This window comes from Peteryoungia ipomoeae (genome assembly GCF_004912165.1).
Lineage (GTDB): Bacteria > Pseudomonadota > Alphaproteobacteria > Rhizobiales > Rhizobiaceae > Allorhizobium > Allorhizobium ipomoeae.
The window spans coordinates 969,081-996,074 of the sequence record NZ_STGV01000001.1; the positions used below are offsets into that span (position 1 = coordinate 969,081).

25 protein-coding genes and 4 tRNA genes are annotated in these 26,994 nt (G+C 60.0%); 14 read left to right on the plus strand and 15 right to left on the minus strand.

Annotated features, from left to right (window positions below; translation table 11 throughout):
* Positions 1–3 precede the first annotated feature (3 nt).
* A complete protein-coding gene (gene secE, locus FAA97_RS04700) occupies positions 4–204 on the minus strand; it encodes a preprotein translocase subunit SecE (RefSeq protein ID WP_136597335.1) in 201 nt (66 codons plus the stop codon).
* Between the two features lie 182 nt (positions 205–386).
* Positions 387–462 (minus strand) — tRNA-Trp (locus FAA97_RS04705).
* Between the two features lie 494 nt (positions 463–956).
* Between FAA97_RS04705 and FAA97_RS04710 the strand changes: the two genes are divergently transcribed.
* Positions 957–1,334: a pentapeptide repeat-containing protein gene (locus tag FAA97_RS04710; protein WP_136597336.1), complete on the plus strand. Its 378-nt coding sequence runs from the start codon at positions 957–959 to the stop codon at positions 1,332–1,334.
* A 259-nt stretch (positions 1,335–1,593) separates the two neighbouring features.
* Here the strand turns inward: FAA97_RS04710 and tuf are convergent, their stop codons facing one another.
* The 4 genes from tuf to FAA97_RS04730 all read right to left on the minus strand — a co-directional run bounded on the left by tuf (position 1,594) and on the right by FAA97_RS04730 (position 3,690).
* Positions 1,594–2,769, minus strand: coding sequence for an elongation factor Tu (tuf, locus tag FAA97_RS04715; RefSeq protein ID WP_136597324.1), 1,176 nt, complete (start codon positions 2,767–2,769; stop codon positions 1,594–1,596).
* 124 nt (positions 2,770–2,893) lie between these two features.
* Positions 2,894–3,316 (minus strand): hypothetical protein, encoded by a 423-nt coding sequence (locus tag FAA97_RS04720; RefSeq protein WP_136597337.1) that lies wholly within the window; start codon positions 3,314–3,316, stop codon positions 2,894–2,896.
* Between the two features lie 194 nt (positions 3,317–3,510).
* Positions 3,511–3,584 (minus strand) — tRNA-Gly (locus tag FAA97_RS04725).
* Positions 3,585–3,605: 21 nt separating this feature from the next.
* A tRNA-Tyr gene (locus FAA97_RS04730) sits at positions 3,606–3,690 on the minus strand.
* A gap of 205 nt (positions 3,691–3,895) precedes the next feature.
* Here FAA97_RS04730 and rlmB point away from each other — a divergent pair.
* Genes rlmB through FAA97_RS04745 form a run of 3 tightly spaced genes read left to right on the plus strand, consistent with a single transcriptional unit; the run spans position 3,896 to position 6,832 of the window.
* On the plus strand, positions 3,896–4,774 hold the full coding sequence (gene rlmB, locus FAA97_RS04735) for a 23S rRNA (guanosine(2251)-2'-O)-methyltransferase RlmB (RefSeq protein WP_136597338.1): 879 nt from the start codon (positions 3,896–3,898) through the stop codon (positions 4,772–4,774).
* Entirely contained in the window at positions 4,774–5,559 is a 786-nt protein-coding gene (locus FAA97_RS04740; RefSeq protein WP_136597339.1) for an HAD-IIB family hydrolase, read from the plus strand. Before rlmB ends, FAA97_RS04740 begins: the two co-directional genes overlap by 1 nt.
* A 40-nt stretch (positions 5,560–5,599) precedes the next feature.
* On the plus strand, positions 5,600–6,832 hold the full coding sequence (locus FAA97_RS04745; protein WP_136597340.1) for a glycosyltransferase family protein: 1,233 nt from the start codon (positions 5,600–5,602) through the stop codon (positions 6,830–6,832).
* Positions 6,833–6,931: 99 nt separating this feature from the next.
* On the opposite strand, the gene FAA97_RS04750 is transcribed toward FAA97_RS04745, so the two are convergent.
* Entirely contained in the window at positions 6,932–7,417 is a 486-nt protein-coding gene (locus FAA97_RS04750; protein ID WP_136597341.1) for a hypothetical protein, read from the minus strand.
* A gap of 232 nt (positions 7,418–7,649) precedes the next feature.
* Here FAA97_RS04750 and FAA97_RS04755 point away from each other — a divergent pair, with 232 nt between their 5' ends.
* On the plus strand, positions 7,650–7,844 hold the full coding sequence (locus tag FAA97_RS04755; protein ID WP_136597342.1) for a hypothetical protein: 195 nt from the start codon (positions 7,650–7,652) through the stop codon (positions 7,842–7,844).
* Positions 7,845–7,872: 28 nt separating this feature from the next.
* On the opposite strand, the gene FAA97_RS04760 is transcribed toward FAA97_RS04755, so the two are convergent.
* A complete protein-coding gene (locus FAA97_RS04760; RefSeq protein ID WP_136597343.1) occupies positions 7,873–8,175 on the minus strand; it encodes an MliC family protein in 303 nt (100 codons plus the stop codon).
* A 100-nt stretch (positions 8,176–8,275) separates the two neighbouring features.
* Positions 8,276–8,351, minus strand: a tRNA-Thr gene (locus tag FAA97_RS04765).
* A 194-nt stretch (positions 8,352–8,545) separates the two neighbouring features.
* On the opposite strand from FAA97_RS04765, the gene FAA97_RS04770 reads away from it, so the two are divergent.
* Together FAA97_RS04770 and FAA97_RS04775 are read left to right on the plus strand one after the other, a co-directional pair.
* Complete coding sequence (locus tag FAA97_RS04770; RefSeq protein ID WP_136597344.1) at positions 8,546–9,319, plus strand: NAD kinase; 774 nt, start codon at positions 8,546–8,548, stop codon at positions 9,317–9,319.
* A 10-nt stretch (positions 9,320–9,329) separates the two neighbouring features.
* Positions 9,330–9,800, plus strand: a complete 471-nt coding sequence (locus FAA97_RS04775) for a hypothetical protein (RefSeq protein ID WP_136597345.1) — start codon at positions 9,330–9,332, stop codon at positions 9,798–9,800.
* A gap of 176 nt (positions 9,801–9,976) precedes the next feature.
* Here the strand turns inward: FAA97_RS04775 and prfB are convergent.
* The 3 genes from prfB to FAA97_RS04790 form a co-directional block, all read right to left on the minus strand.
* Positions 9,977–11,105 (minus strand): peptide chain release factor 2 gene (prfB, locus tag FAA97_RS04780; RefSeq protein ID WP_168800917.1). Its coding sequence is split into 2 segments (ribosomal slippage): positions 9,977–11,035 and positions 11,037–11,105, totalling 1,128 coding nucleotides; the frame shifts between segments, so codons are not numbered across the junction.
* A gap of 105 nt (positions 11,106–11,210) precedes the next feature.
* Positions 11,211–13,664, minus strand: coding sequence for a penicillin-binding protein 1A (locus FAA97_RS04785; protein WP_136597347.1), 2,454 nt, complete (start codon positions 13,662–13,664; stop codon positions 11,211–11,213).
* Between the two features lie 232 nt (positions 13,665–13,896).
* The gene (locus FAA97_RS04790) at positions 13,897–15,204 is read right to left on the minus strand and encodes an N-acetylmuramoyl-L-alanine amidase (RefSeq protein ID WP_425467396.1); all 1,308 of its coding nucleotides are present in this window, start codon (positions 15,202–15,204) and stop codon (positions 13,897–13,899) included.
* A 656-nt stretch (positions 15,205–15,860) separates the two neighbouring features.
* Here FAA97_RS04790 and FAA97_RS04795 point away from each other — a divergent pair.
* Complete coding sequence (locus FAA97_RS04795) at positions 15,861–18,800, plus strand: Rne/Rng family ribonuclease (protein ID WP_136597348.1); 2,940 nt, start codon at positions 15,861–15,863, stop codon at positions 18,798–18,800.
* Between the two features lie 113 nt (positions 18,801–18,913).
* Here FAA97_RS04795 and FAA97_RS04800 read toward each other — a convergent pair whose 3' ends face one another.
* Positions 18,914–19,462 carry a GNAT family N-acetyltransferase gene (locus FAA97_RS04800; protein ID WP_136597349.1) on the minus strand — a complete coding sequence of 183 codons (549 nt, stop codon included), beginning with the start codon at positions 19,460–19,462 and terminating at the stop codon, positions 18,914–18,916.
* 45 nt (positions 19,463–19,507) lie between these two features.
* Positions 19,508–20,677, minus strand: coding sequence for a pyridoxal phosphate-dependent aminotransferase (locus FAA97_RS04805; protein ID WP_136597350.1), 1,170 nt, complete (start codon positions 20,675–20,677; stop codon positions 19,508–19,510).
* A 179-nt stretch (positions 20,678–20,856) separates the two neighbouring features.
* Between FAA97_RS04805 and FAA97_RS04810 the strand changes: the two genes are divergently transcribed.
* The 6 genes from FAA97_RS04810 (at position 20,857) to FAA97_RS04835 (ending at position 25,440) form a co-directional block, all read left to right on the plus strand.
* The gene (locus FAA97_RS04810; protein ID WP_136597351.1) at positions 20,857–21,618 is read left to right on the plus strand and encodes a DsbA family protein; all 762 of its coding nucleotides are present in this window, start codon (positions 20,857–20,859) and stop codon (positions 21,616–21,618) included.
* Positions 21,619–21,754: 136 nt separating this feature from the next.
* A complete protein-coding gene (gene aroQ, locus FAA97_RS04815) occupies positions 21,755–22,195 on the plus strand; it encodes a type II 3-dehydroquinate dehydratase (RefSeq protein ID WP_136597352.1) in 441 nt (146 codons plus the stop codon).
* A 22-nt stretch (positions 22,196–22,217) separates the two neighbouring features.
* Positions 22,218–22,700, plus strand: coding sequence for an acetyl-CoA carboxylase biotin carboxyl carrier protein (gene accB, locus FAA97_RS04820; RefSeq protein WP_136597353.1), 483 nt, complete (start codon positions 22,218–22,220; stop codon positions 22,698–22,700).
* 4 nt (positions 22,701–22,704) lie between these two features.
* Positions 22,705–24,057 (plus strand): acetyl-CoA carboxylase biotin carboxylase subunit, encoded by a 1,353-nt coding sequence (gene accC, locus FAA97_RS04825; protein WP_136597354.1) that lies wholly within the window; start codon positions 22,705–22,707, stop codon positions 24,055–24,057.
* 5 nt (positions 24,058–24,062) lie between these two features.
* On the plus strand, positions 24,063–24,677 hold the full coding sequence (gene aat / locus FAA97_RS04830; protein ID WP_136597355.1) for a leucyl/phenylalanyl-tRNA--protein transferase: 615 nt from the start codon (positions 24,063–24,065) through the stop codon (positions 24,675–24,677).
* A gap of 187 nt (positions 24,678–24,864) precedes the next feature.
* Positions 24,865–25,440, plus strand: a complete 576-nt coding sequence (locus FAA97_RS04835) for a hypothetical protein (protein WP_136597356.1) — start codon at positions 24,865–24,867, stop codon at positions 25,438–25,440.
* 43 nt (positions 25,441–25,483) lie between these two features.
* On the opposite strand, the gene FAA97_RS04840 is transcribed toward FAA97_RS04835, so the two are convergent.
* A complete protein-coding gene (locus tag FAA97_RS04840; protein ID WP_136597357.1) occupies positions 25,484–26,953 on the minus strand; it encodes a phospholipase D-like domain-containing protein in 1,470 nt (489 codons plus the stop codon).
* Positions 26,954–26,994 lie beyond the last annotated feature (41 nt).

The following is a 26,994-nucleotide window of genomic DNA, read 5'->3' on the forward strand; positions in this document are numbered from 1 at the left end:
CAATCAGTTACCAACGCTCAGCACGAAGCCGAGGACCCAGCTGATGAGCTGGTCTGCGCCGAAGAAAAACAGCGCAGCGAAAAACACCATCGCCAGACACATGAGGGTCGAGATCGTGGTCTCGCGACGCGAGGGCCACGTCACCTTGGACGTCTCGGAGCGAACCTGCTGCAGAAACGCAAATGGATTAGACTTGGATGCCATTTAATGCCCACGCTTTTACGGCGCGTAAAGCCGACCTTGGTCAGCCCCACGCACCGCGTGTCTGTTTGAACCCTACATAAAGACCGTTTCCCACTTTCACAAGAGGGAAATGTTCTTTCGCAACTTCCAGGCTGTACCAGATCTCTAAGCTCGTCGCCGCACGCATGCGCGCCGAACGGAAATGGCAGGGGCAGCCGGGCTTGAACCGACGACCTGCGGTTTTGGAGACCGCCGCTCTACCAACTGAGCTATACCCCTAAGCCTGCCCTTCGAACAAAAATCCGTTTCGTTCGAAGCATGGCGCTCCCTTTAAGACGACAGAACAGGAATGGCAAGTGCCTATTTTCTCCTTTTGTCGCTATGTCACGGATAATCCCGAAGCTACCCGCCCGCCCCATTCCTCACGACGACCGGCACCTTGCCGTCTTAATGCCGCATCACGTGGCGAGCCGAAACCCCTCGCCGCTTCATTTGCAACGAATCAGCGAGATGGCAGACGCCATGCTGGCGCTGAAGCTCGCCGATTCGCCGGCTGACATCGCGCTCTCACTCCGGATTAGCCAGCCGACGCTGCGCAGGACCCCGCCCAAACGCTCACAAAATTAGGGAAACATAAAAGACACTTAGCGCTCGCGCGCTCGGCAGTCGGGCGTCTCCAAGCCTGGCAAAGAAGGTGCTGACCCGGGGCTCACTTGCCAGACGGCTGTCTTTGCCGGATAGTTTTGCATGCCGTCCCTCCCGAAGGACCCGCCATGCTCAGAATCAGCAATGCCACCCTGCCCGGCTCTGAATTCCACGACAGCGACCTCTCAGAGGCGCAGTTCAGCAATGCGGCGCTTCGGCAGGCCGTGTTCAGCAACGTCAACCTCGTGCGCGGCCTGATCACCGATTCCGACGCCGATCAGATGGCCCTGCGCAATATCGGCATGTCGGGGGCCATCCTGGAAAACGTGGCCATGGATGGGGCTAGCCTGACGCATGTCGACATGAACGGCTGCACCATCCGCTTCGCGAGCCTTGCCGATGTGTCGATTGCCGAATGCGATCTGACCGGCATGACGATCAACGGCCATCTGGTGACGGAGCTGCTGCGATTGGCAGAAGCAGCCGAGCTGCAGGCGAGCGCCTGAGTACATCATAGCTATTCCTGCCTGAATGAGGCATTCGACGCGATGCCGCCCCCTCCAGGCCATATGCTCGCAATCCATCTATCATCTTAACGCAAGAAGCCCCGCTGTTGCCAGCGGGGCTTTCTCGTTCCCTTGCGGGATAAATATCACTCGACGATCGGAAGCGACGATGCCGGCGCCGCTTTTGGATCGCGCTTGCGCGCCATCCAAATATTTCAGAGCGGCGTCGGCAGCTTTCGGCCCCGCCGTCGATCGTCGATTACTCGACGATCGAAGCGACGATGCCGGCGCCGACGGTACGGCCGCCTTCGCGGATCGCGAAGCGCAGCTTTTCTTCCATCGCGATCGGAACGATCAGCTCAACGGCAACGGTGACGTTGTCGCCAGGCATAACCATTTCCGTGCCTTCCGGAAGCGACACGATACCGGTCACGTCCGTCGTGCGGAAGTAGAACTGCGGACGGTAGTTCGTGAAGAACGGCGTATGACGGCCGCCTTCTTCCTTCGTCAGGATGTAGGCTTCTGCCATGAACTTCTTGTGCGGCTTGACCGAACCCGGCTTGCACAGAACCTGACCACGCTCGACGTCGTCACGCTGGATACCACGAACCAGTGCACCGATGTTGTCGCCAGCCTGGCCCTGGTCGAGCAGCTTGCGGAACATTTCAACGCCGGTAACCGTCGTCTTCTTGGTATCGCGGATACCAACGAATTCGACTTCTTCGCCAACCTTGACGATACCGCGCTCAACGCGACCCGTCACAACCGTACCACGGCCGGAGATCGAGAACACGTCTTCGATCGGCATCAGGAACGGCTGGTCGATCGGACGCTCAGGCGTCGGAATGTAGGCGTCAACCTGGGCCATCAGCTCGCGAACAGCGTCTTCGCCGATCGTCTTGTTGCTGTCGTTCAGGGCAGCAAGAGCCGAACCCTTGACGACCGGGATGTCGTCGCCCGGGAAGTCGTAGGACGACAGAAGTTCGCGAACTTCCAGTTCAACGAGCTCGAGCAGTTCGGCGTCGTCAACCTGGTCGACCTTGTTGAGGAAGACGACGATCGCCGGAACGCCAACCTGACGAGCAAGCAGGATGTGCTCGCGGGTCTGCGGCATCGGGCCGTCGGCTGCCGAGCAAACCAGGATCGCGCCGTCCATCTGCGCTGCACCGGTGATCATGTTCTTGACGTAGTCGGCGTGGCCGGGGCAGTCAACGTGGGCATAGTGACGGTTGGCCGTCTCATACTCGACGTGTGCCGTCGAGATGGTGATGCCGCGTGCCTTTTCTTCCGGGGCTGCGTCGATCTGGTCATAGGCCTTGAATTCACCGAAATACTTGGTGATCGCTGCCGTCAGAGACGTCTTGCCGTGGTCGACGTGGCCAATCGTGCCGATGTTCACATGCGGCTTGGTACGCTCAAACTTACTCTTTGCCATTTGAATGCTTCCTATGAACGAAAAGAGGTTACCCCGGGCTGGCCGGTTTGGTCTGGCCGTTTAAGGCTTTCGCATCCAATGCGCAAGCCTTAAATCGAAAGCATCGGGGTGGGCCTAAAGGCCATCATCGAGCCTGATAGGCCGGACGCAGCCTTTCGATCAGGAGATCGACCTGGCGCGCGACGATCGGATCGTCGGTGAGTTCAGCGCAAAGGATCAAAGGCATGGGACGCTCTTCGCCGGGCTTATCTCCCATGACCACCGGCACCATGGCTTCAGCCAGCGCTGCGTCGATGGTATCGGACAGGTCTTTCCAGTCTTCCGGTTGGGCCTTCGCGCGTTCTGAGAGCATCTGCAACCACCCCTCGCCCTGCTCTTTCAAGACCGGATCCGACTGGCGGGTGAGACAGGTGGCGACCGCAATGCCCTGGACATCCCGGGTCACGTCAGCCCGAGGCTCAGCCCATGAAGGTGTCGTGCCCAGACCGGCCGCCGTTGCGACAAGGAGAACCGAACGGATTTGCGGCATGGTGAGCGACATCTTCATGGGCCAAGCTCCTGACTGCATGACAGCTAAGCCCGCCGGCCAAGCGGGCAAACTCACTCATGGCGGGAATCTTGGTCAAAATGTGCAGGAAAGGCTTCAACGGAGCCGGAGGATGACGCGCGTCACACAGCGCCGACGCAAGGATTATGCGTGCAACCGGACTAAATCACAGAACGAATTGTTGGGGACTGCTTTGGAGCGGGTAACGGGAATCGAACCCGTGTATTCAGCTTGGAAGGCTGCTGCTCTACCATTGAGCTATACCCGCGTTCTGCGATCCGAGGACGAATGGTGGAGAGAGTTGGATTTGAACCAACGTAGGCTGAGCCAACGGATTTACAGTCCGTCCCCTTTAACCACTCGGGCATCTCTCCATTCTTTCGTCCGGATCGTTCGACCAAGCTTTTCAGTCTGAACCGGAGAGCGTCGCCCCTCGGTCTGCGGCGGGTATATGACGGTCCAACCGGCTCCTGTCAACACGAAGTTTGAGGAAAATTCCGAAAAATTTCAGAGGCCCGACAGCTGCGGGATTTTTGCAGCGGGTCTATGCCGCGGGAGCGCCGGTGGCTATAACGGGATATGGCCAAAGATCCCAAAACCGATAAATCCGCCCGCGACACCCACTATGCAACACTGCGCCGCCAGGTGCGCGATGCCAAGCGTGAACGGGGAGAAATTCCAACGCCGGCACCGCAAAAGCGCCGCAAGAGCAATGCGGACTGGACGCCGCCGCCGATCGCGCCAGACCAGGTTCTGCTCTATGGACTGCACACCGTGCGAGCGGCCCTCGACAATCCCGAGCGCAAGCTGATCAAGCTTTCGGCCACCCAGAACGCCCTGGTCCGGCTCGAGATCGCATCTGTGGAAAACCTCGGCATTCCCTTCGAAACGGTGACGCCGCAGGATCTCGACAAGATTCTCGGACCGGAAGCGATTCACCAGGGCGTGTTGCTCGAAACGCGGCCACTCCCCGTGCGCCGGCTGGAAGCGCTGAAGGAAAGCCCGCTGCTTCTGGTGCTCGACCAGGTGACAGATCCGCACAACGTAGGCGCCATCATGCGCTCGGCGGTCGCCTTCGGTGCCGGTGCTGTCATCACCACCCAGAGACACAGCCCGACCGAATCAGGCGTTCTGGCGAAATCAGCCTCCGGGGCATTGGAAATGATTCCCTATATCCAGGTTGGCAATCTCGCCGACGCTCTGGGTGAGCTGCACAATCTCGGCTTCTTCACAGTCGGCCTTGATTCGGAAGGACCCGCGCCGATGGAAGAGACCTTAAGCGGCAAGCGGATTGCGCTGGTGCTGGGCTCCGAGGGCAAGGGCCTCAGGCAGAAGACGCGCGAAACGGTATCGGCCCTTGCAAGGCTCGACATGCCGGGCGAAATCAAGTCGCTCAACGTCTCGAATGCTGCGGCCATCGCTCTTTACGCCACCCGCCAGCATCTGGCCCGGGCCTGATGATTGTCGTCTTTTCCGACCTCGATGGAACGCTGCTCGATCACGATAGCTATTCTTTTGAGGCGGCGAAGCCGGCCCTTGCCCTGTTGAAGAACCGCAAAATCCCTTTGGTGCTGGCGAGCAGCAAGACGGAAGCGGAGATGCGACCGATTGCCGAGGCCATGGGGCTTCAAGGCCCCATGATCGTTGAGAATGGCGCCGGCATTGCCGACACATCGGTCAACACCCCATCAGAGCAGGGCAACCACGTCCACGCAGCCCTCACGAAGGCAGTTCGGCAATTACCAAAACACCTCCAGGGGTGCTTTGAGGGGTTTTCCGACTGGGATCTCACCCGCGTCGTGGCAGAGACCGGCCTTTCCGCCGAGGCAGCCGCCAGAGCCAAGACGCGACGCTTTTCCGAACCCGGACGCTTTTCCGGCACGGAGGCGCAAAAAGCAGAGTTTGTTCGGCTGCTGGACGCCTCAGGCTTTTCGGCCGTTCAGGGCGGCCGGTTTTTCACCTTGATGCCGAAGACCTCCAAGGCAGCGCGTATGGCCGAGGTCGCGGCGAGCTTAGCTGCATCTTCAGGTGAGAGCGTACGCACCGTGGCGCTTGGCGATGGCATGAATGATCTCGACATGCTTCAGGCGGCCGATTGCGGCATCATCATCGCCAATCCCTCGCACGCCCCGCTGCCCGTCACAAAACGGGAGCGCGACGGGTTCATTCTGCGCAGCACGGAGATTGGCCCTGTGGGCTGGAACCAGATGATCCATAGCCTCGTTCAGGCGGGAGATTTCTGAGCCGGGAACCAACGGCTGCACTTGCTAGAAGGAATTTTGAATGGCCGATTTTCATCAGAATGGCGTCGTCGCAACCCTGCACAATCTAAGGGAACGCTCGCTGGACCGGATGGAAAAGGAACTGGCCGTCTTCTCGCAGGAAAAACCGATCACACTGATCCTGCCCTCACTCTATTCCGAGCTCGAGGCCCCGGCGCTCGATCATATTGTCCAGGAACTGTCGCAGGTGCCGTATCTGGCCGAAATTGTCATTGGCCTTGACCAGGCCGACGAGCGGCAATTTCAGCATGCGAAACACTACTTCTCGCGCCTGCCCCAAAAGCACACGATAATCTGGCATGATGGGCCGCGGATGCGCGGCATCGACGACAAGCTGAAGGCGGAAGACCTGTCACCGGATCAGCCGGGCAAAGGGCGCAATGTCTGGTTCTGCATGGGCTATGTCCTCGGTTCAGGCAGACAGGGAGTCGTTGCCCTGCACGACTGCGATATCGTGACCTATTCGCGCGACATGCTGGCCCGGCTTGTCTATCCCGTTGCAAATCCGCGCTTTCCCTATGTCTTTTCCAAGGGCTATTATCCGCGCATTGCCGAGCGATCCCTCAATGGTCGCGTGACCCGGCTCCTGGTGACGCCGCTTCTTCTCAGTCTCGAAAAGGTGATCGGCAACCATGCCTATATCGATTATCTGAAAGCCTTCCGCTACCCGCTGGCCGGCGAGTTTGCCATGCAGGGGCAGATCCTCTCGGATATTCGCATACCCTCCGATTGGGGGCTTGAGATCGGCGTCCTGTCTGAACTCTGGCGCAACCAGTCGAGCCGCAAGGTCTGTCAGGTCGATATTGCCGATTCCTATGATCACAAGCACCAGCCGCTTTCACCTGAGGATGCGGCAAAAGGCCTGTCACGCATGTCGATCGACATTACGAAGGCGCTCTACCGCAAGCTGGCGACCGATGGTGTGGTGTTCAGTCAGGACACATTCCGGACTTTGAAGGCGACCTATTATCGCACGGCGCTCGATCTGGTGGAGATCTACCATCACGACGCACGCATGAACGGCCTGACGACCGACCGCCACCGTGAGGAGCAGGCCGTCGAACTCTTTGCCGCCAACCTGATCGATGCCGGCAATGTCTATCTCGAAAACCCGAATGCGACCCCCTTCATGCCAAGCTGGAGCCGCGTGCAGAGCGCCCTGCCCGATCTTCTGCGCGACATGCAGCAGGCGGTGCGGCTGGATGCCGAGGACACGCCTGCAGCCACAGGCTAGAACACCTCCGACAAACATCGTTCACCGGAAATGCCCTCGCTTCTTGCTTTTACGCACCGTCCGGACGTGAAATCCAAGCTTGATTTCACTGGAAGTGCTCTAGATCGAGATCGGCCTGAACCGCCGGATTGCCAGATAGCCCAGCCAGAGAAAGCCTGCGAGCACGAGCACCTGCGCCACCAGGAAAGGGGGTTCGGAGCCCGTTGGCGCAAGGTCATTCAACGCCGGAACCTTCAGGAAAGCCTGCGCCACCAGCACAAAAACATTCAGGTAGAGCGAGGCGATCGAACAGGCCATGAAGACATCACGCCAATGCCCGGCCAGATGGCGGGCATAGAGAGCAAAGAGCGCCAGCGCCAGCAGGACGCTGGTCAGAATGCCGACGCTTATCGCTGGCGTGACGACAGTAAAGGGGAAGAGAAACCCGGTCACCACGGTCGCGACCGTTGCGCCGAGAAAAACTGCCGTCCAACGCGACCTGAGATCAGATCGAAGCCAGCCGGCCAGCGCGACCACACCGGCGACAATGCCGATAAGGCTGAGCAGGACATGAAACAGGGTGAAAGGCGTCATTGCGAAGATCATGATGAAACTCCGTCCAGGATTGCCGCCTCCACAGTAAGCGCCGATCCGCAACACTTGTAAATTGTCATTTTTTGCAATGCACGCGCCGGAAAATCTGGACGGCTGGGAGAGGTCCGCCCTGCCCAAGCCTCGCCGCTTTTCTCGGTATGGTTAACCAGTGGTCAACATCTTCCCCGTTAGCCTTGGAACATTCGCGCCACATGGCCATTTCCACGAGATCTGGAGGACACTCATGTTTGCACTCATCAACACGCTTCGCGAGCCGACAATCGAAACGCCGGATACCGGGACTTTTGCCGATGGCGCATTTTCCGCAACAACGCTCGAGCTTCATGGCCAGCGCCGGAAGGATCGCCGCTTCACCGACCACACGCGTGACTACGGCGCGGACCGCAAGGTGCAGACCGGCGCGATCGGCTACGTCTGATCAAGACCGGTGGCACTGGTCCCGGTGGTCAGCTCTTGCGGTGGCAGGAAACCGGTACCCTGCGGCCAACAGCGAACTGCATCTCATCACCCTTGCCCCGCATTTCATGGCGGCCGTTCGAGTACCAGAATCCCGATCCGGACGGCCGCTGCGGCAGCGTGACTGCTTCGCCCTGAGGCAGAACGACGACCGCCTCTTTGCTGTCGAAGCGAACCCGCAGATTGTTGCCGTCATCGCAACCGTAGAGTACCTCGCCATCAGCCTCATCGGCCACGGCCGTCATCGGCGCCAGAGCGATGGATAGGACTGCGATCAGCCTGAATTTCTGCATTGGCCCCTCCCCGTATACCTTGAAAGATGACAGAGGATGCCGGCACACGCCATCTGCGGATGGCGGTGATGCTGTTTGCGATATCGGCAGAAATTAGGAATGGTGCCCCCGGCAGGGTTCGAACCCGCGACCCCCTGATTACAAATCAGGTGCTCTACCAACTGAGCTACAAGGGCAGTGCGGCGTCTTTAGGCAAAAATTGGCAGTTGGTAAAGCGGAAAATCGGAAATCGGTTAGCGCAGATGGTAAATCTTTGTGGGTTGGAGAGATTGCTCGCATAGTTCGACCGGCGAACCGTTTTGACGGCTAACGGCTTGTCGCTGCTGTACTTTGTCATGTACGACTGACGCAACTGTCATCAGGGCTCGCCATGTCTCGCACGTTCCGGTCGCTGTCTTTCGTTGCGTCAAACACCGTTGAGGCCCAGGCCTCGCGCGATGCCCTGATTCGCATTTATGGCAATACGGAGCCGACGAGCGCGGATGTGATCGTCGCCCTGGGCGGCGATGGCTTCATGTTGCAGACGCTGCATGACACGATGAACAGCGGAAAGCTGATCTATGGCATGAACCGCGGTTCGGTCGGCTTTCTGATGAACGACTTTTCCGTCGAAGGTTTGCCGCAGCGGATCGAGGCCGCTGTCGAAAACGAGTTCCATCCCTTGCGCATGACGACGCAAAATGCCGATGGCTCCACCTCCTTTGCGCTGGCCATCAACGAAGTCTCTGTGTTCCGGCAATCCTACCAGGCCTCGAAGCTGCGCGTCATCGTCGATGGCCGCGTGCGCCTTGAGGAATTGATCTGCGACGGGTTGATGGTGGCAACGCCAGTCGGCTCGACGGCCTATAATCTTTCGGCCCACGGCCCGATCCTGCCGCTTGAAGCACCGCTCCTGGCATTGACCCCTGTCAGCGCCTTTCGACCGCGCCGCTGGCGTGGCGCGCTTCTGCCGGATAAGGTGACCGTGGTGGTCGAGGTGCTGGAATCCGACAAGCGACCGGTCAACGCGGTGGCCGACCACAACGAGGTCAAATCCGTTCTCCGCGTGGAAATCGCGCAATCGGAGGATACCACCGCACGCATTCTTTCAGACCCCGGTCGGTCCTGGTCCGACCGGATCATTGCCGAACAATTTTCCGATTGAGGCCTCGACCATGCGCCCGTTGCTGATCTCCGCCCTGCTGCTCTTTGCCCCCTTGCCCCTGCTGGCAGACGAGATTGGCCAGGTGCCGGCAAGCGCCACCTTCGTGATCAGCGGCGGCTTCTGGGATGCGGGCGCTGACGGGCTGCCGCTTCCGGGCTCCGACGCCAAGATGTCGGGCAAAGGCTACTACAAGCTCATCTCCATCCGGCAGGCGGATCGAAGCTCGAAGGTCTTTCTGCAGACGGTGAGATCGGGCGACGCTGGCCCGGAGATTATCCAGAGCGTGGAACTGGAAGAGTTTACCGCCATCAAGCCCTATGTGACCGGCATTCAGCCGGAGGGCATGGACGGCGTTCGCGCCACACCCGGCTTTTTCGCCACCGTCTATCTGAAGACGGACCCCGCAAGCGAGCGCGCCGAAGAATGGAGCGTGCTGATTGATGATCTCGGCGACATCAGGGTGGAGCGGGCGAGCAATTGACCCCACCTCCATCACGCGGCCGCAACCGTAACCCGAGCCGAGCGTGATGGTTACGATGCTGGCCGTTGGACGCCGGCTCGCCCCTTCTTCCCGCACTCGATTGATGACTGCGACAGAGCATCAAAAAATGGCGGCCCGGGTGGACCGCCATTTAAATTTCTACCTGAAATCGCCGATCAATCGATGTCGGAAACTTCCGAGGCCTTGCCGCTGATGCGGTGAGCAAGGGCGGCTTCCATGAACTCGTTGAGTTCACCGTTCAGGACGCTATCCGGATCGGTGCTCTCGACGCCTGTGCGCAGATCCTTGACCAGCTGGTAGGGCTGCAAGACGTAAGAGCGGATCTGGTGGCCCCAGCCGATATCCGTCTTCGAAGCGGCTTCGGCATTGGCTGCCTCTTCGCGCTTCTTCAACTCGACTTCGTAAAGGCGTGCGCGCAGCATGTCCCAGGCCTTGGCGCGGTTCTTGTGCTGCGAGCGTTCCTGCTGGCAGGCAACCGCGATGCCGGTCGGGATATGCGTGATACGCACGGCCGAGTCCGTCGTGTTGACGTGCTGACCACCCGCGCCCGACGAGCGGTAGGTATCGATGCGGCAATCGCTTTCGTTGATCTCGATCTGGATCGAGTCGTCAACGACGGGATAGACCCAGATCGACGAGAAGGACGTGTGGCGACGGGCATTCGAATCGTAAGGCGAGATGCGCACCAGGCGATGCACGCCCGATTCGGTCTTCATCCAGCCATAGGCATTGTGGCCCTTGACCAGAATGGTCGCGGACTTGATGCCGGCTTCTTCGCCGTCATGCACTTCCAGCACTTCGACCTTGAAGCCCGAACGTTCGGCCCAGCGGGTGTACATGCGCAGAAGCATGTTGGCCCAGTCCTGGCTTTCCGTGCCACCGGCGCCGGAATGAACTTCGACATAGGTGTCGTTGCCATCGGCTTCGCCAGACAGCATGGCCTCGACCTGCCGGCGTGCAGCCTCGGTCTTGAGCGCCTTCAGCTGATCCTCGGCATCCTTGACGACCGACTCGTCGCCCTCTTCCTCGCCCATCTCGATCAGTTCGATGTTGTCCTTCATCGCCTGTTCGAGACGTTTGACGCCCGCGATATTGTCATCCAGCTGCTGGCGCTCGCGCATCAGCTTCTGGGCTTCCTGGGCGTCGTTCCAGAGGTTCGGATCCTCGGCCTTGTTGTTCAACCAGTCCAGTCGTCTTATCGCCTGGTCCCAGTCAAAGATGCCTCCTCAGCAGGCTTATGGCCTGCTTGATTTCGTCGACTACATTCTCGATTTCATTGCGCATGCGTTCGGTCTCAACCTCGTGGCAATCGGTGAAAAACTGGCCCTCGAATAGTTGCGCCGGCCCTTCATGTAAAGGCCAGGGCGCATGCGGAAAGCCGGTGATGGATCAGAAGAGGCCGCCGGACCCCGAGGTGACCGCCTGGTTGGCCTGAGGCGATTCCCTCAGGATTTCCTCTGGCGGCGCATAGCCGTCCATGCCGATGACCGAGAGGGAATCAGCGGGACCGGTGCCGGGCTTGAAGGCCTCGATGATCGTGTCCGGCTCGCCTTCGAGCGCAAACATGCCGGTGGTGCGGTTGACCGGAATGAAGCTCATGCCCTCCGGCACGAAGAATTTTCCGGCGGGCTTGCCCTTGGTTGCGAGCTTCATGAACTCGCCGAAGATCGGCGCAGCAAGCGAGCCGCCGGTCGAACCGCGGCCAAGCGGCGCTGGCGTATCGAAGCCGATATAGACACCGGCGACGAGGTCCGGGGTATAGCCAACGAACCAGGCATCCTTTTCGTCGTTCGAGGTGCCCGTCTTGCCGGCGACCGGACGATCGAGCTTGATCTTGCCGGCAGCCGTCCCGCGCGAAACGACGCCCTCCATCATCGAGGTGATCTGGTAGGCGGTCATCGGGTCGAGAACCTGCTGACGATTGTCGACGACGACGGGTTCTTCCTGACCGGCATATTTGTCGGTGTTGCAGGTCTGGCAGATCTGGTCTTCATGCCGGAAAATGGTCTTGCCGTGGCGGTCCTGAATACGGTCGATCAGTGTCGGCTTGATCTGCTTGCCGCCGTTGGCGAAGACCGCATAGGCCGAGACCATGCGCAGAACCGTGGTCTCGCCTGAGCCGAGCGACATGGAGAGCACCGGCTTCATCTTGTCGTAGATGCCGAAGCGCTCGGCATATTCGGCAACGAGGTTCATGCCCATGTCGTTGGCAAGACGAACCGTCATCAGGTTTCGCGACTTCTCGATGCCCATGCGCAGGGTTTGCGGACCGGCCGAGCCGCCGCCATAGTTCTGCGGGCGCCAGACTTCGCCACCGGCGACGAATTCAACCGGCGCATCGAGAATAACGGAGGCAGGCGTGTAGCCGGTGTCGAGAGCGGCTGCATAGACAAAGGGCTTGAAAGAGGAGCCCGGCTGGCGCATCGCCTGGGTGGCGCGGTTGAACTCCGACTGTGCATAGGAGAAGCCGCCGGCGACCGCCAGAACACGACCGGTATGCGGATCCATCGCAACGATCCCGCCCTGAACGCGGGGCAGCTGACGCAGGCGGTAACGCTTGCCATCTTCATCGACCTTTTCGACATAGATGACATCGCCGGCCGACAGCACGCCTTCCGGCGACTTGGCGGACTTGCGGTCCGGATCCGCCGAGCGATAGGCCCATTCCATGTCTTTGGGTTCAATGCGGGCGCGAACGCGGTCGGCAGCGACCTTGCCGCCGGCTTCCTTGGCCGGTTGCAGGCCGATATCCACGCCGTCATCGGAGGAGTCCAGGACAACGGCCACCTGCCATTCGGGCACGTCGGACAGCGCGGGAACCTCGGCCAGCGGCACGCCCCAGTCGCCATCCATCGGGATCTGCTTGATCGGCGAACGGTAACCACGGCGCTGATCGTAAGTCAGAAGCGCGTCCTGCAGAACGGTGCGGGCGGCAATCTGCATCTCGGGATCAAGCGAGGTGCGAACGGACAGACCACCCTCATAGAGAGACTTGTCGCCATAGCGCTCGATCAGCTGGCGGCGCACTTCTTCGGAGAAGTAATCGGACGCGAACAGATAAGAACCGGTGCGGCGAAGATTGACACCGAGCGGCTCCTTCTTGGCCTCCTCGGCTTCGCTGCGCTCGACAAAGCCGTTTTCGACCATGCGGTCGATGACCCAGTTGCGGCGCTCGAGGGCCGCGGCTTCCCGACGATAAGGATGGTAGTTGGCCGGGCCCTTTGGCAGCGATGCCAGATAAGCCGTCTCGGCAATCGTCAGCTCGGTGACCGATTTGTCGAAATAGGTCAGTGCGGCGCTGGCAATACCGTAGGAATTCAGGCCGAAGAAGATCTCGTTGAGATAGAGCTCAAGGATCTTGTCCTTCGAATAGGCCTGCTCGATGCGGAAGGAGAGGATCGCTTCCTTGACCTTGCGGTCCATGGTCTGGTCGGCGCTGAGAAGGAAGTTCTTCGCAACCTGCTGGGTGATCGTCGATGCCCCGACGGGACGGCGACCGGAGCCGAGATTCTGCAGGTTGACGACGATGGCGCGACCGAGACCGGTGATATCGACGCCGGGATGGTTATAGAAATTCTTGTCTTCCGCCGACAGGAAAGCGGCCTTGACGCGGTCCGGGATTGCCTGGATCGGCAGAAACAGACGGCGTTGACGCGCATATTCGGCCATAAGCGCGCCGTTGCCTGCGTGGATGCGGGTTGTGACCGGCGGCTCATAGCTCGCCAGGACCTCGAAATCCGGCAGGTCCCGCGTCACGCCATGCAGATAGATTGCAACCACCGCCGCAACACCAAGCGCAAGGACGGATGCCAATCCGAAGAGATATCCAATCAGTCTGATCATGTTTCCGCTACCGGGTCCGACCTCAAGTACAGCGCGCTGATGCAAGCTTCGCACATTCTGTGGCGTTTTGCACGTCGCGCCAAGGAAGACAAGCCTATCGCCGTTCCGCGAAGGCTCACGATTCGACGATCACCGCCGCCAGGGTTTATGCTTCGGGCCTGCGGTTATAATGTGAGGAAAATAGGGCATCTCCACAGACGTTTCGCCCTACCCTTTTTCGCCACCCAAGCCGTCAGCCGCCATTCACCGCAAGCGGCTTCCGATAACTGCGGATCGCCTTCACCAGATGGTCTGCCACCTTGGCACGCCAGGCCTTGTCGAGAAGCAGGGCTTCATCCTCCTTGTTCGACAAGAAGCCGAGCTCGAGAAGGATAGAGGGAACGTCCGGTGCCTGCAGGACGCGAAAGCCGGCATGGCGATGCGGATTGTTGATCAGCGAAATCTGCCCCTCGAAAGACTTGACCACGGTCTGGGCCAGGGAAATCGAGAAGGCCTGGGTTTCCCGGCGCGTCAGATCCAGAAGGATATCATTCACTTCGGGGGCTTCGGCCGGCATTTCAACACCGCCGACGACGTCCGATAGGTTTTCCCGCTCGGCAAGCTGCGCCGCCATGTGGTCGGAGGCCTTGTCGGAGATCGTGTAGACGGTTGCGCCACGAATATCCTGTTGCCGCAGGTTATCGGCATGCAGCGAAATCAAAAGCTCTGCCCCATTGCGCCTTGCGATCAGGACGCGCTCCGACAGCGAAAGAAACGTATCGTCCTTGCGTGTCAGCACCGGCTTGATGCCCGGCTCCTTGCTCAAACGTTCATGGAGTTCGAGCGCAAAAGCGAGTGTGATCTGCTTTTCCGGTGTGCGGGTGCGTGCGCCTGTCGCGCCAGCGTCGATTCCGCCGTGCCCCGCATCAATCGCGATCACGAAATCGTGCGAGGGCTCGACCACCACGGCATCCGTAACGCTGGCTTCCGGCGGGGAGGCCCAGGCCTGCGTCCGCACGAGGTCGGCAAATTCCTGCTCCGTGACAAGCTCTGCATCAAGGATCAGTCGATACCCGTCTCCTGCCTCGTTCTCGCGCACCTCGTGCTTGACGAAACGCGCCGGCCGAGCGGCTGTAAACACGATGCGCGCCGAGCGGCTATCCACCGAGCCGTAGCGGATATCGCTGAACAGACCGGTCGCCAGCAGGCTCTTGTCGTTGAAGGCAAAGGCGGTGGCCGGCAAATCGAGCACGATACGATCGGGATTGGCGATGTAGCGCAGTGCAATCTCCGGCGCGCCATCGAAATCGATCACGATTCGAGTGCGAGCATCATCACCGGCGATGCGGGCAGCATAGGCAACCAGCAGCGACTTGCTCTCTGCTGCCTGCGAAACCTTCGATGCGGGCGAAGTCGTCTCGACTTCTGTCGCCATGAGCCTCGATGCAGGGTGAAGCGCTGCAAGCATCACAACAAGCGCTGCGGCGAATCGCACTGGTTTTGACGAAAGTCGAGCCGCGTATTCCCGTTTGCCCACAACCAAGCCCCGTTCCCATGCCATCCGCATTTCGTCGCGGTGACGGCCGTCACACGCGAACAATGACACCAATTTCGCCCCTTAGCCGAAACGGCGTTTCTCGCAGACCGAAATCCCGCGCAAAATTACTGCACTTACGGACAATCAAAAAGCGAATCGCGCGCAATCCGCCACTTCGTCTAATCGACTGCCTTTATGGCGTAAATCCGTTTGCTCTTGCTATTGTGACGGATAATACATACAACGCAAACGAGGGATAAGTGTGCAAACGGGATAGAGTTTCCGCCACGGCTGCCAACCTCAGACAATGGATTTGGCGCCTTCAAGCGGGATGTTCATCTGCCGTCGTGGCAGACTTACCTGAAACTGGTTCAACACGCCGGCATGACCGGCCACCAACGGTGGGTTTCCACCAACGGCTCTTTTTGAGCATTCATCGGATCCCAAGCGGATCCATATCATAGTCGTAGACGTGCGGTTTTCGATGTTGTTGCGGCAAGTTGACATAGTCACGAATGGACAGGGATCTTTCGATCTCCCGTGTCTCGTGCGGTCGCCGCAAATCCACTCCCCCGCACGTTTCCTTAAGTATCCGGCGCATCGTCTCCCCCTAACCTGCCGCTTCCAAGTTCAGCGCGCGGCGGGCTCAGCGAGCGAGTTCGCCGAGGAGCACATCTTACATGGCAGACAAAATGCTAATCGACGCGTCTCACGAGGAAGAGACACGCGTCGTTGTCGTTCGCGGTAACCGCATCGAAGAATTCGATTTCGAATCGCAGCACAAGAAACAGATCCGCGGGAATATCTATCTCGCCAAGGTTACCAGGGTCGAACCGTCCCTCCAGGCCGCCTTTGTCGATTACGGCGGCAATCGTCACGGCTTCCTCGCCTTTGCGGAAATCCATCCCGACTATTACCAGATCCCGCTTGCCGACCGTCAGGCGCTTCTCCGCGCCGAAGCCGAAGAGCATCGCAAGGATGACGACAACGATCACGACGATCTCGTCAGCAGCGACCCGGCTTTGCAGGACCAGCCAGACATCGAGCCGGTCACGCCGGCAGAGGTGGTGGCCGCCGCTGTGAGCGATACAGCCGCAGAAACTGCCGAGGCCCCTGTCGAGACTGAAGCTTCCGAAGACGTCGTGGCAGAGGCCAAGGCCGAGGAAGCAGAGCCTGTCGAAAAGGCAAAGCCGAAGCGGGTTCGCAAACCCCGGGCCAAGAAGACTGCCGCAACGGACGAGACTGCGACCGAATCTTCGGCAGACGGCGAAGACGATGCCAGCGGCGGCACGATCGCCGCCATGGTCGACATGGACGAAATCTCCGAAGACGCCGGCGGGCGCCGTGGTCGTGGCCGCGACGACGACGATGATGGCGACGACGATGACGACGGCCATATCGAGGAGAAGGAAGAAATCGAATCCGTCGGCGCCGAAGACGCCATGGAAGAGGTTCCGGATCGCGTGGTTCGCAAGCCGCGCAAGCAGTATCGCATCCAGGAAGTGATCAAGCGTCGGCAGATCCTGCTGGTGCAGGTTGCCAAGGAAGAGCGCGGCAACAAGGGCGCGGCTCTCACCACCTATCTTTCGCTTGCCGGTCGCTATTCGGTCCTGATGCCGAACACGGCGCGTGGCGGCGGCATTTCCCGCAAGATCACCCAGCCGACCGACCGCAAGCGCCTGAAGGAAATCGCCCGCGGTCTCGAAGTGCCGCAGGGCATGGGTGTGATCCTGCGCACGGCCGGTGCCAACCGCACCAAGGTCGAGATCAAGCGCGACTTCGAATATCTGATGCGCCTTTGGGAGAATGTCCGCACGCTGACACTTGCGTCGACGGCTCCCTGCCTCGTCTACGAGGAAGGCTCGCTGATCAAGCGCTCGATCCGCGACCTCTACAACAAGGATATTTCCGAGATCATCGTCTCGGGCGAAGAAGGCTATCGCGAAGCGAAAGACTTCATGAAGATGCTGATGCCGAGCCACGCCAAGGTGGTTCAGCCCTATCGCGACCTGCACCCGATCTTCTCGCGCTCCGGCATTGAAGGCCAGCTCGACAAGATGATGCAGCCGCAGGTAACGCTGAAATCGGGCGGTTACATCATCATCAACCAGACCGAGGCGCTGGTGTCGATCGACGTCAACTCCGGCCGCTCGACCCGCGAATACTCGATTGAAGACACGGCCCTTCAGACGAACCTCGAAGCCGCAGAAGAAGTGGCACGCCAGCTGCGGCTGCGCGACCTCGCCGGCCTGATCGTCATCGACTTCATCGACATGGAAGAAAAGCGCAACAACCGCGCTGTCGAAAAGAAGCTGAAGGATTGCCTGAAGCATGACCGCGCCCGCATCCAGGTCGGTCGGATCTCGCATTTCGGCCTTCTGGAAATGTCGCGCCAGCGCATCCGCGCTTCGGTGCTCGAATCGACCACGCAGGTCTGCCCGCATTGCCAGGGCATCGGCCTGATCCGCTCGCAGTCTTCCGTTGCACTGCATGTGCTGCGCGGTATCGAGGAGTTTCTGCTCAAGAGCACGACGCACGACATTATCGTTCACACGACGCCGGAAACCGCGCTCTACCTGCTCAACCAGAAGCGCGACACGATTGTCGACTACGAGGGCCGCTTCGGCGTCTCTATCGTCATCGATGGCGGCATGCCGGCCCAGCACGGCGGCGCACAGCACTTCACCATCGAGCGCGGCGAAGCTGTTGCCAATCCGGTGAAGATCGAAAGCCTGATGTCGCTTCTGCCGGAGATCGAGGAAGAAGACGATTACGTGGCAGAGCCGGAAGAGGAAGACGATGAAGAGATCATCGTTACCTCGGACGAGGGCTCGGCACAGCCGGCTGCAAACCGCGAAAACAATTGCGGCAATGGCGACGACCAGCAGGGTCGCAAGCGCAAGCGCCGTCGTCGTCGTCGCGGCAAGAACGGCCAGAACGGCAACGGCCATGCGGTGAATGATGACGCATCGGCAGACGCTAGTGACGATGAAGACGAAGACGGCGACGACACCGAGACGACGGCAGACGGCGCTGCAGGCGCTGAAGCCGCCCAGAATGGTGATGAGGACAGCCAGAAGCGCAAGCGCCGCCGCCGCGGCAAGCGCGGTGGTCGCCGCAACCGTTCCGACGAGGAGAACGGCGGCCTGACGGCTGACGGCGAGGCCAGCGACGAAGACGCAAGCGATGCCTATGACGCGGATGCCGCCGAAGAGGCCGAATCCGTAAAGGCTGAGGATGAGGCGGTTGCAGACGATGTGACCGATACGCCGAAGCCACGTCGGAGCCGCAAGGCGAAGACCTCGGCTGCGGAAGAGGTTGTTGTGGTTGCTGAAGCTGCGGCGGAAGCCCCGGTCCTGACCGAGGTGATCGTTGACGCTGTTGCGCCAGAGGTTGCGCCGCAAGCGGAACCCACACCTGCTCCAGCCGCCGCTGCTCCGGAAGCTCCTGCCGAGGTGAAGGACGAGGCTGCGGCCGAGACCGTGGTTCAGCGCCCTGCCCGCAGCGAAAATACCGCTCCGAGCGAACCGCTGGTGACCTCGACGCGCGCCACAGAGGATGGCGGCGACGAGCCGAAGCCCAAGAAGGGCGGCTGGTGGCAGAAGCGCGGTTTCTTTTGAGTGAGGCCGCCTAGAGCGATTGGATAAAGATTGTGAAGGCCTCGACATCATCGTCGAGGCCTTTCTCTTGGGCGGCTATCGGGTGGACGTTGCTGCCCCCAAGACGAGAGGCATCAAGCGACAGGCGGCTTGATGCGCTCCATCACTGTCGTCGGACCATCCATGTAGCGGGCCGTACGAACGAAGGCGTATCCCTGCTTTTCCGCAACACGGCGAGAGATGGCGTGATCGGGGTGGAGAATGCAGACAGTCCGCTCGCTGATGGTCTGGGCGTCCAGCCAGCCATGGGCAGCAGCAAGCGCCTCAGTCGCAAGCCCTTGGCCATGCACCTTAGGGTCCAAGACCCAGCCGGCTTCCGGCGTCTTGCCGAATGGCGGATCGATATCGCGATGAAAGTCGGCAAAGCCGAGTTCTCCGAGATAGGCACCCGTTCGCCGATCTTCCACGGCCCAATAGCCAAAACCGAGGAGTTGCCAGTGCCCGACATAGCGGTGCAACCGGCTCCATGTTTCCATTGGGGTTGAGGCACGCCCGCTGATGAAACGATATGTCGTCTCGTGCTGCCAGAGTGTCACCATGGCATCGAAGTCGTCAAGCCAGTGGCCGCGTAGCAAAAGCCGATCTGTTACCAGCTGAGGCGCAAATTGAACGGTTAAGGCCATCTGACTTTCCTCCCTTGCAAACCTCACGCGCGCCGATCGCTCTCTCTAGACCTGACCACGCGCGAGCCATGTCTCCAGCCGCGCGGTCGCCTCGACCATATCCTGCATCGTGCCGGCATAGGAGAGGCGCAGCGCCAGATGACCATCCACCGGATCGAAATCGCGGCCTGGCGTCACGGCCACATCCGTCTCGCTCAGGATCGTCCTTGCCAGATCCATGCTGTCATTGGTGTAGCGGGAGGCATCGACATAGGCATAGAAGGCGCCATCCATCGGCGAGATCAGGGGTAGCCCCAGCTGTGGCAGGCGCTCGGCGAGATAATCGCGATTGGCGCGGCAGGCGGCCTTGTAGTCCTCAAGTTCGTCCGTCGCATCGAGCGCGCCGCGTGCAGCGATCTGGGACAATTCAGGCGCGGAGATATAGAGGCTCTGGCCGAGGCACTCGACCGGTCGCACAAGGCTTTCGGGCAGCACCATCCAGCCGATGCGCCAGCCGGTCATGCAATAGTATTTGGAGAAGGAGTTGATGACGACTGCCTCCTCACCGATCTCCAGGGCCGTCGCCTCCTCGGCGCCATAGGTCAGACCGTGATAGATCTCATCGGAAATCAGGCTGATGCCCTGCCCCTGACAGTAGTCGTAGACCGCTTTCAGCTGCGCCTTCGTGGTCACGGTACCGGTGGGGTTAGCGGGGCTTGCGAGCAGCACGCCCTTGAGACGCAGACCGGCTTCCGACTGGGCGCGATCCAGGCTTTCGGGGGTGAGCGTGTAGCCGGTGTCAGGTCCGACCGGCACTTCGATGACTTTGAGGCCGAGCGCGGCGAGAATGGCACGGTAGGCGGGATAGCCGGGGCGCGCGATTGCGACAGCATCGCCGGCATCGAACAATGCAAGAAAGGAGAGGTTGAAAGCGGCGGAAGACCCCGTTGTCACCGCAATGCGGTTCCAGTCGAGCTCCACTGCGTGCCGGCGCGTGTATTCAGCCGCCAGCGCCTTACGCAGATCCACCAGGCCAAGCGCATCCGTATACCCGATCCGACCGGTTTCCAGCGCCAGACGTGCCGCCTGCAGCGCCGCTTGTGGAGCGGGATGACCGGGCTGCCCGACCGCCATCGAAATAACGGGACGTCCGGCCTGCCGGCGGCGCGTGGCCTCGGCCAGGATATCCATGGCATGAAATGGCTCAACGGCACTGCGATCTGAGATTGAAATCAAGGGAACGGACTCCGCGGCTAGAAATTCGCCTGACATTTGCCGTAAAGTCCGGCACATCACAAGGAAAGAGGTTCGATATCAGGGCATTTGTGCTTTGCCATCGAACCGAACGTTTACGCAATGACCTTATGGCTTTAGGAAGGCGGCAGGCAGTTGCGCCGCACTCAACGAGGTAGAACATGGCCCAGACCTTCACCCGGATCGCCGCGACCACGGTTGCGCTCCTTCCCCTGATGATGCCGCTCTCGGCGCAGGCGCTCGATGAAGCGCAAAAGAAGGAACTTGGCGCCTTCATCCGCGAATATCTGCTGGAGAATCCGCAAGTGCTGATCGAGGCGCAGCAGGCCTTGCAGGAGCGGCAGGAAACGGCCCGGCTGGAGCAGGCCAAATCCGCGGTTGCGGGCAATACCGAAACGATCTTCAAGTCGAGCCATGATGTTTCGATCGGCAATGTCGACGGTGATGTGACCGTGGTCGAATTCTTCGACTATAACTGCGGCTATTGCCGTCGCGCCCATGCCGACATGGAAGCCGTGCTCGAGCAGGACAAGAATATTCGCTACGTGCTGAAGGAATTTCCGATCCTCGGACCGGATTCCGAGGCCGCGCACAAGGTTTCGGATGCGGTAAAGAAGATCGCCCCTGAAAAATACGGCGACTTCTTCCGCGCCATGATGACCGCGGAAGGCCGGGCATCAGAAGAAAGCGCGATCGAGATTGCCGCTAGCCTCGGCATCAAGGAAGAGGCAATCCGCGCTAAGATGAGCGAAAGCCCGAACGCAGCATCCGTTGAGGAAACCTATAAGCTCGCCGCGAGCCTCGGCATCACCGGCACGCCGTCCTATGTCATCGGCGACGAGTTGTTGCCCGGTGCAGTCGGCGCCGAGACGCTGTCGGCCAAGCTTGAGAACGTCCGCTCCTGCGGTCAGGCAAGCTGCTGATTGTCTGTGCCCTCAGTCACACCACGTGCTCTCCCGGTGCATTTCCGGGGGACGCGGAGGCTTGGCAATGCCAAAGGGCTTTTCCTAACGGGACTGCCGGGCTATAGGAACCCGTGAAACGTCGACGGTAGGATAGATGAGCAAGACCTTTTTCGTTCTGAACGGTCCCAATCTGAACATGCTCGGCAAGCGCGAACCCGGTATCTATGGCGGCAAAACGATCGCCGATATCGAGGCCGATTGCATTGCCTGGGCGAAAGATCTGGGCTGCGGCATCGATTTCCGTCAATCCAATCACGAGGGTGACCTCATCGGCTGGATCCATGAGGCGGGGGAAAAGGCCGCAGGCGTTGCCATCAATGCGGGCGCCTATACCCATACCTCCATTGCCTTGCACGATGCGATCAAGGCCGTCGCGCCGCTGCCGGTGATCGAGGTCCATATTTCCAACGTGCATGCTCGCGAAGAATTCCGCCACAAATCGCTGATAGCGCCTGCCTGCAAGGGGGTCATCTGCGGTTTCGGGCCCCAAAGCTACATCCTGGCGCTTCAGGCGCTGAACACCATCACGCAATAACAAGAATACAGGACATCCACCCATGGCTGACAATAAAACGGGTATCGACCAGGCCCTGATCCGCGATCTCGCGAACATCCTGAAGGACACCGACCTGACCGAGATCGAAATCGAGCAGGACGACCTGCGCATCCGCGTCTCGCGCAACGGCAACACGCCGATGATGATGCCGCAGATGCCGGCCTTCAACTTCCAGGCGCCTGCCGCTGCGGCTCCCGTTGCAGCCCCGGCGGCTGCGGCCGCACCTGCGGCACCTGCCGGTCGCGACCTGTCCAAGGCTGTCACTGCACCGATGGTCGGCACCGTCTATCTCGCCTCTGCTCCCGGCGCGCGTCCGTTCATCGAAGTCGGTGCCACCGTCAAGGAAGGCCAGACCCTGCTCATCATCGAAGCGATGAAGACCATGAACCAGATTCCTTCGCCGAAGTCGGGCAAGGTTGTCGAAATCATCGTCGACGACGCGAGCCCCGTCGAATACGGCGAGCCTCTCGTGATCATCGAGTAAGCCGATGAGCGGTATCTCGAAGATCCTCATCGCCAACAGAGGCGAAATCGCGCTGCGCGTTCTGCGCGCCTGCAAGGAGCTCGGCATCCAGACGGTCGCCGTTCACTCGACCGCCGACGCCGACGCCATGCATGTGCGCCTGGCCGACGAGAGCGTGTGCATCGGCCCGCCGCCCTCGCGTGACAGCTATCTCAATATTCATCAGATTGTCGCTGCCTGCGAGATCACCGGTGCTGACGCAGTCCACCCGGGATACGGCTTCCTGTCGGAAAACGCCAAGTTCGCCGACATTCTCGATGCGCATGGCATTACCTTCATCGGACCGACGGCTGAGCATATCCGCCTGATGGGCGACAAGATCACCGCGAAGAAGACAGCTGTCGAACTCGGCATCCCCGTCGTTCCCGGCTCGGACGGCGAAGTGAAGCCGGAAAACGCGCTGGAAATCGCCCGTCAGATCGGCTTCCCGGTCCTGATCAAGGCGACGGCCGGCGGCGGTGGTCGCGGCATGAAGGTGGCAAAAACCGAGGAAGAGCTGGAGGAGGCTGTCTCGACCGCGCGCTCCGAAGCCCTCGCTGCCTTCGGCAACGACGCCGTCTATATGGAAAAGTACCTCGGCAAGCCGCGCCATATCGAGGTGCAGGTTGTCGGTGACGGCGCGGGCAACGCCATCCATCTGGGTGAACGCGACTGCTCGCTGCAGCGCCGACACCAGAAGGTCTGGGAAGAAGCCAACTCCCCTGCCCTCAATGTCGAGCAGCGGATGAAGATCGGCCAGATCTGCGCCGATGCGATGAAGAAGATGAAGTACCGGGGTGCCGGCACGATCGAGTTCCTCTATGAAAACGGTGAGTTCTATTTCATCGAAATGAACACCCGTCTGCAGGTAGAGCATCCGATCACCGAAGCGATTACCGGCATCGACCTCGTGCATGAGCAGATCCGCGTCGCCTCCGGCGCCGGCCTCTCCGTCACGCAGGACGAGATCGTGTTCTCCGGTCATGCCATCGAATGCCGCATCAATGCCGAGGATCCGCGCACCTTCGTGCCGTCTCCCGGTACGATCACGCATTTCCATGCACCGGGCGGCCTTGGCGTTCGCGTCGACAGTGGCGCCTATGCCGGCTACAAGATCCCGCCTTATTATGACAGCCTGATCGGCAAGCTCATTGTGCATGGACGCACCCGCGTCGAATGCATGATGCGTCTGCGCCGCGTGCTCGACGAATTCGTCGTCGACGGCATCAAGACGACGCTGCCGCTGTTCCAGGACCTCGTGGCCAATCAGGATATCGCCAATGGCGACTACGATATCCACTGGCTGGAGAAATACCTGGCCGAAACCTCGGCCAAGTAACACACATGGCTGGGCGCCGCAGCAGGGATCAAAGCATTACGCCGGAACTCCTGCTGCGCGCCTATTCCATCGGGATGTTCCCGATGTCGGAATCGGCCGATGATCCGGAACTCTTCTGGGTCGAACCCGATCTTCGCGGGATCATCCCGCTTGATGACTTCCACGTTTCGAAAAGCCTCGCCAAGGCAATGCGCAAACACCCCTTCGACATCCGCTTTGACACCGCCTTTGATCAGGTCGTGGAAAAATGCGCCGAGTCTGTCGAAAATCGACCAAGCACCTGGATCAACGCGCAGATCAAGGACCTCTACGGCGCGCTGCATCGTCTGGGCCATGCTCACAGTGTTGAAGCATGGGAAGGCGACGCACTTGTCGGTGGCCTCTATGGCGTGACCCTGGGCTCCGCCTATTTCGGCGAAAGCATGTTTTCGCGACGCACGAATGCCTCGAAGATCTGTCTTGTCCACCTCGTGGAGCGTTTGCGGGAACGCGGCTTTACGCTTCTCGACACGCAGTTCACCACCGAGCACTTGGTGACGTTCGGGGCCATCGATATTCCGAAAGCGGAGTATGGGGTCTTGCTGGACCGCGCGATGGAAAGCGAGACGCTGCGCTTCTAGGCCGCCAGAACTTGGGCTGGCGGACCATCCCCTTCGAGCGATGATCGAGATTGCTTGCCACCATCTGCGTAGCAACAGTTACAGACGCACCCCGCACTCGAGGACTAAACCTCTCCCCATGACAACATCGCCAACCGGCCGGCCCCAGAAACCGGCACGCGCAGGCGATTACATCTGGAGAGCAACAATGCCCAATTATGCGGAACAGCAGAGCGAAGCGATCTATTTCAGCCTGATGAAAGTCAACGGCAACGCCAACGTATTCGGAGGCGGACTGGAGGGGGCAGCGGAGGGTGTGAAGTCCCTCCCCGGCAATCAATGCGGCGTCTACAGCATCTGGGCTGCGACGACCCCCAATCTGAACAGTTTCATTCCGATCTATCTCGGATATACCGGTCGAAATTTTCGGACCCGTCTGAGTGAACATTGCGCCAGCGGGGCGATCTATGAGGCCTATACCAATCCGCGTATCAAGCCTGCCGGTGGCATCGGCGTCGTCTTCAATACAATCGACTGGGACACTGGCCGCTCGGTCGAAGCCGCACTTCTGCAACTCTTCGACTTTGCCTACAACACCGCTGACAACTCGCCTGTCCGCGATCCCGTTCCCGACGGCTCATCGGAAGCAGACCTGCAAAGCGCGCCCAAGTTTCCCACCACAGCAGGGGAAATCGAGACGTTCAACGAAATCGTGGCTGCGATCGAGTCGCTGAATAAAGCGACCGGCGAACTCGCGCACCATTTTCATCATCTCAAGAAGTGACGGATGCGGCTGGCAATCCCGACCATGCGCCATCCGAAACGCCCTAGCGAGGACGTTTCAATCTGCCCCGGAAGAGACCGCGTTTTTCGATCGGTTCAAACACCTCTTCCGGCCCCTCGGGATCGAGGATTTCGTTGTCCGCAAGCCACTTTTCGATCTCTGATATCGCGGGTGTTTCATAGGGTTTCAGCGTGGCAAATCCGTTTTCTGCGCTTCGCACGCGCAAGACTTCGATCGCGGCAATGAGGGAGCCGTTTGCCTTGATTGCCGCCTCGACAGTCTCTGGCTCTGCCCCCAGATGCTCGGCCAACAGGTCATTTCTGAAACGGGCTATCGTGGACGACATCTGCCCGTCGTCGCCTGCTTCCAATGCAACATCGCATTCCTGGTCGAAGCGCAGGGATCTGTTGTTCAAGTTGGACGATCCGACGCGGAGATAGTCGTCATCGACGATCATCAGCTTGGCATGCACGTAGATCGGCTGCCCCTTTGCCGTGACGAGGTGATAGATCCTGAAACGATCATAGGGATCGTGGCGGCGCAGCGCTTCTGCAAGACGCGCGCGCGCCGTATCCATGGCTATCTGACCAAGCCAGTTGTCCGAAGTGGTTGGATTGATCAGCACAAATTCCGGTCCATCGGGTTCCGCGAGCCGCTTTGCAATGGCCTGCGCAATCGCGCGCGATGCAAAATATTGGCTTTCGGCATAAACGACATGCCGGGCAGCCTTGATCATGTCGATATAGAGCCGTTCGATCTCGGTGACTGCCGCCTCACCCTGATAGGCCGGACTTGTGCGGGCGATCGCCAGCTCAACCTTTCCGAACGAGAAGCTCGAGGCGCTCTCCACCGGCGGCGGCACAGGCGCCAGAAGCGGCACATCCTCGCCCCCTGCGCGGGTCCAACGGTAGCGGCAGAGTTCTGCAAGCGCGCGTGCCGCGGGGCCCGTGAAGCGGGTGGAGATATCGTGCCAGGGGCCGTAAGGCGTGCCGTTGGGACGCTTCCGATTCTGGTCATCGTCAAGATGCTCACGCGTATCCCAACGATCCAGGGTCACGTCAATTCCGCCGCAATAGGCGACCGTATCATCGATCACCAGCATCTTCTGATGATGGGAGCTGCCCATCGGGTGCTTGCCATCGAGCCGAACGGTGATCTGCCGGTTCCACTTCCAGCGCAGGAGATAGGGAAGATTGGATGGCCTTGCCCAGCTTGCGAGTGGTGCCGGGCTCCACAACACGATCCTGATTTCAAGTCCCGGAGTGCGACGGGCAAGCCAGAGCAGGAAATCACCGACCCGGCGTGGCGCTCCATCGTCGACCTCCGGGTGACCCAGCGTAATGGAGGCGTCAAAATCCCAGCCGACAAAAAAGATCACCCGCTTTGCCGCCATCATGGAAGCACGTATCGAGGTGAAATAGTCGTTTGCATCGATCAGGATCGAGAAATCATCCGCCGCTTCTGTTCGCCAGCAGTTTTCGGAAGGCGAGAAGATCGTGGGTAGCACTATCATTTACTCCAGACACGGGGCTGCCCCACTCGGCTAGCGCAACC

Bases quoted from the DNA above. Each gene is read 5' to 3' on its own strand.
- FAA97_RS04760 (WP_136597343.1), bottom strand. From the start codon at position 8,175: ATGCAGAAATTCAGGCTGATCGCAGTCCTATCCATCGCTCTGGCGCCG.
- aat (WP_136597355.1), top strand. From the start codon at position 24,063: ATGGCTGGGCGCCGCAGCAGGGATCAAAGCATTACGCCGGAACTCCTG.
- tuf (WP_136597324.1), bottom strand. From the start codon at position 2,769: ATGGCAAAGAGTAAGTTTGAGCGTACCAAGCCGCATGTGAACATCGGC.
- FAA97_RS04740 (WP_136597339.1), top strand. From the start codon at position 4,774: ATGATTGTCGTCTTTTCCGACCTCGATGGAACGCTGCTCGATCACGAT.
- rlmB (WP_136597338.1), top strand. From the start codon at position 3,896: ATGGCCAAAGATCCCAAAACCGATAAATCCGCCCGCGACACCCACTAT.
- FAA97_RS04710 (WP_136597336.1), top strand. From the start codon at position 957: ATGCTCAGAATCAGCAATGCCACCCTGCCCGGCTCTGAATTCCACGAC.
- FAA97_RS04835 (WP_136597356.1), top strand. From the start codon at position 24,865: ATGCCCAATTATGCGGAACAGCAGAGCGAAGCGATCTATTTCAGCCTG.
- FAA97_RS04775 (WP_136597345.1), top strand. From the start codon at position 9,330: ATGCGCCCGTTGCTGATCTCCGCCCTGCTGCTCTTTGCCCCCTTGCCC.
- FAA97_RS04750 (WP_136597341.1), bottom strand. From the start codon at position 7,417: ATGATCTTCGCAATGACGCCTTTCACCCTGTTTCATGTCCTGCTCAGC.
- FAA97_RS04840 (WP_136597357.1), bottom strand. From the start codon at position 26,953: ATGATAGTGCTACCCACGATCTTCTCGCCTTCCGAAAACTGCTGGCGA.
- FAA97_RS04790 (WP_425467396.1), bottom strand. From the start codon at position 15,204: ATGGCATGGGAACGGGGCTTGGTTGTGGGCAAACGGGAATACGCGGCT.
- FAA97_RS04755 (WP_136597342.1), top strand. From the start codon at position 7,650: ATGTTTGCACTCATCAACACGCTTCGCGAGCCGACAATCGAAACGCCG.
- FAA97_RS04770 (WP_136597344.1), top strand. From the start codon at position 8,546: ATGTCTCGCACGTTCCGGTCGCTGTCTTTCGTTGCGTCAAACACCGTT.
- FAA97_RS04810 (WP_136597351.1), top strand. From the start codon at position 20,857: ATGGCCCAGACCTTCACCCGGATCGCCGCGACCACGGTTGCGCTCCTT.
- aroQ (WP_136597352.1), top strand. From the start codon at position 21,755: ATGAGCAAGACCTTTTTCGTTCTGAACGGTCCCAATCTGAACATGCTC.
- accB (WP_136597353.1), top strand. From the start codon at position 22,218: ATGGCTGACAATAAAACGGGTATCGACCAGGCCCTGATCCGCGATCTC.
- secE (WP_136597335.1), bottom strand. From the start codon at position 204: ATGGCATCCAAGTCTAATCCATTTGCGTTTCTGCAGCAGGTTCGCTCC.
- accC (WP_136597354.1), top strand. From the start codon at position 22,705: ATGAGCGGTATCTCGAAGATCCTCATCGCCAACAGAGGCGAAATCGCG.
- FAA97_RS04785 (WP_136597347.1), bottom strand. From the start codon at position 13,664: ATGATCAGACTGATTGGATATCTCTTCGGATTGGCATCCGTCCTTGCG.
- FAA97_RS04795 (WP_136597348.1), top strand. From the start codon at position 15,861: ATGGCAGACAAAATGCTAATCGACGCGTCTCACGAGGAAGAGACACGC.
- FAA97_RS04720 (WP_136597337.1), bottom strand. From the start codon at position 3,316: ATGAAGATGTCGCTCACCATGCCGCAAATCCGTTCGGTTCTCCTTGTC.
- FAA97_RS04800 (WP_136597349.1), bottom strand. From the start codon at position 19,462: ATGGCCTTAACCGTTCAATTTGCGCCTCAGCTGGTAACAGATCGGCTT.
- FAA97_RS04745 (WP_136597340.1), top strand. From the start codon at position 5,600: ATGGCCGATTTTCATCAGAATGGCGTCGTCGCAACCCTGCACAATCTA.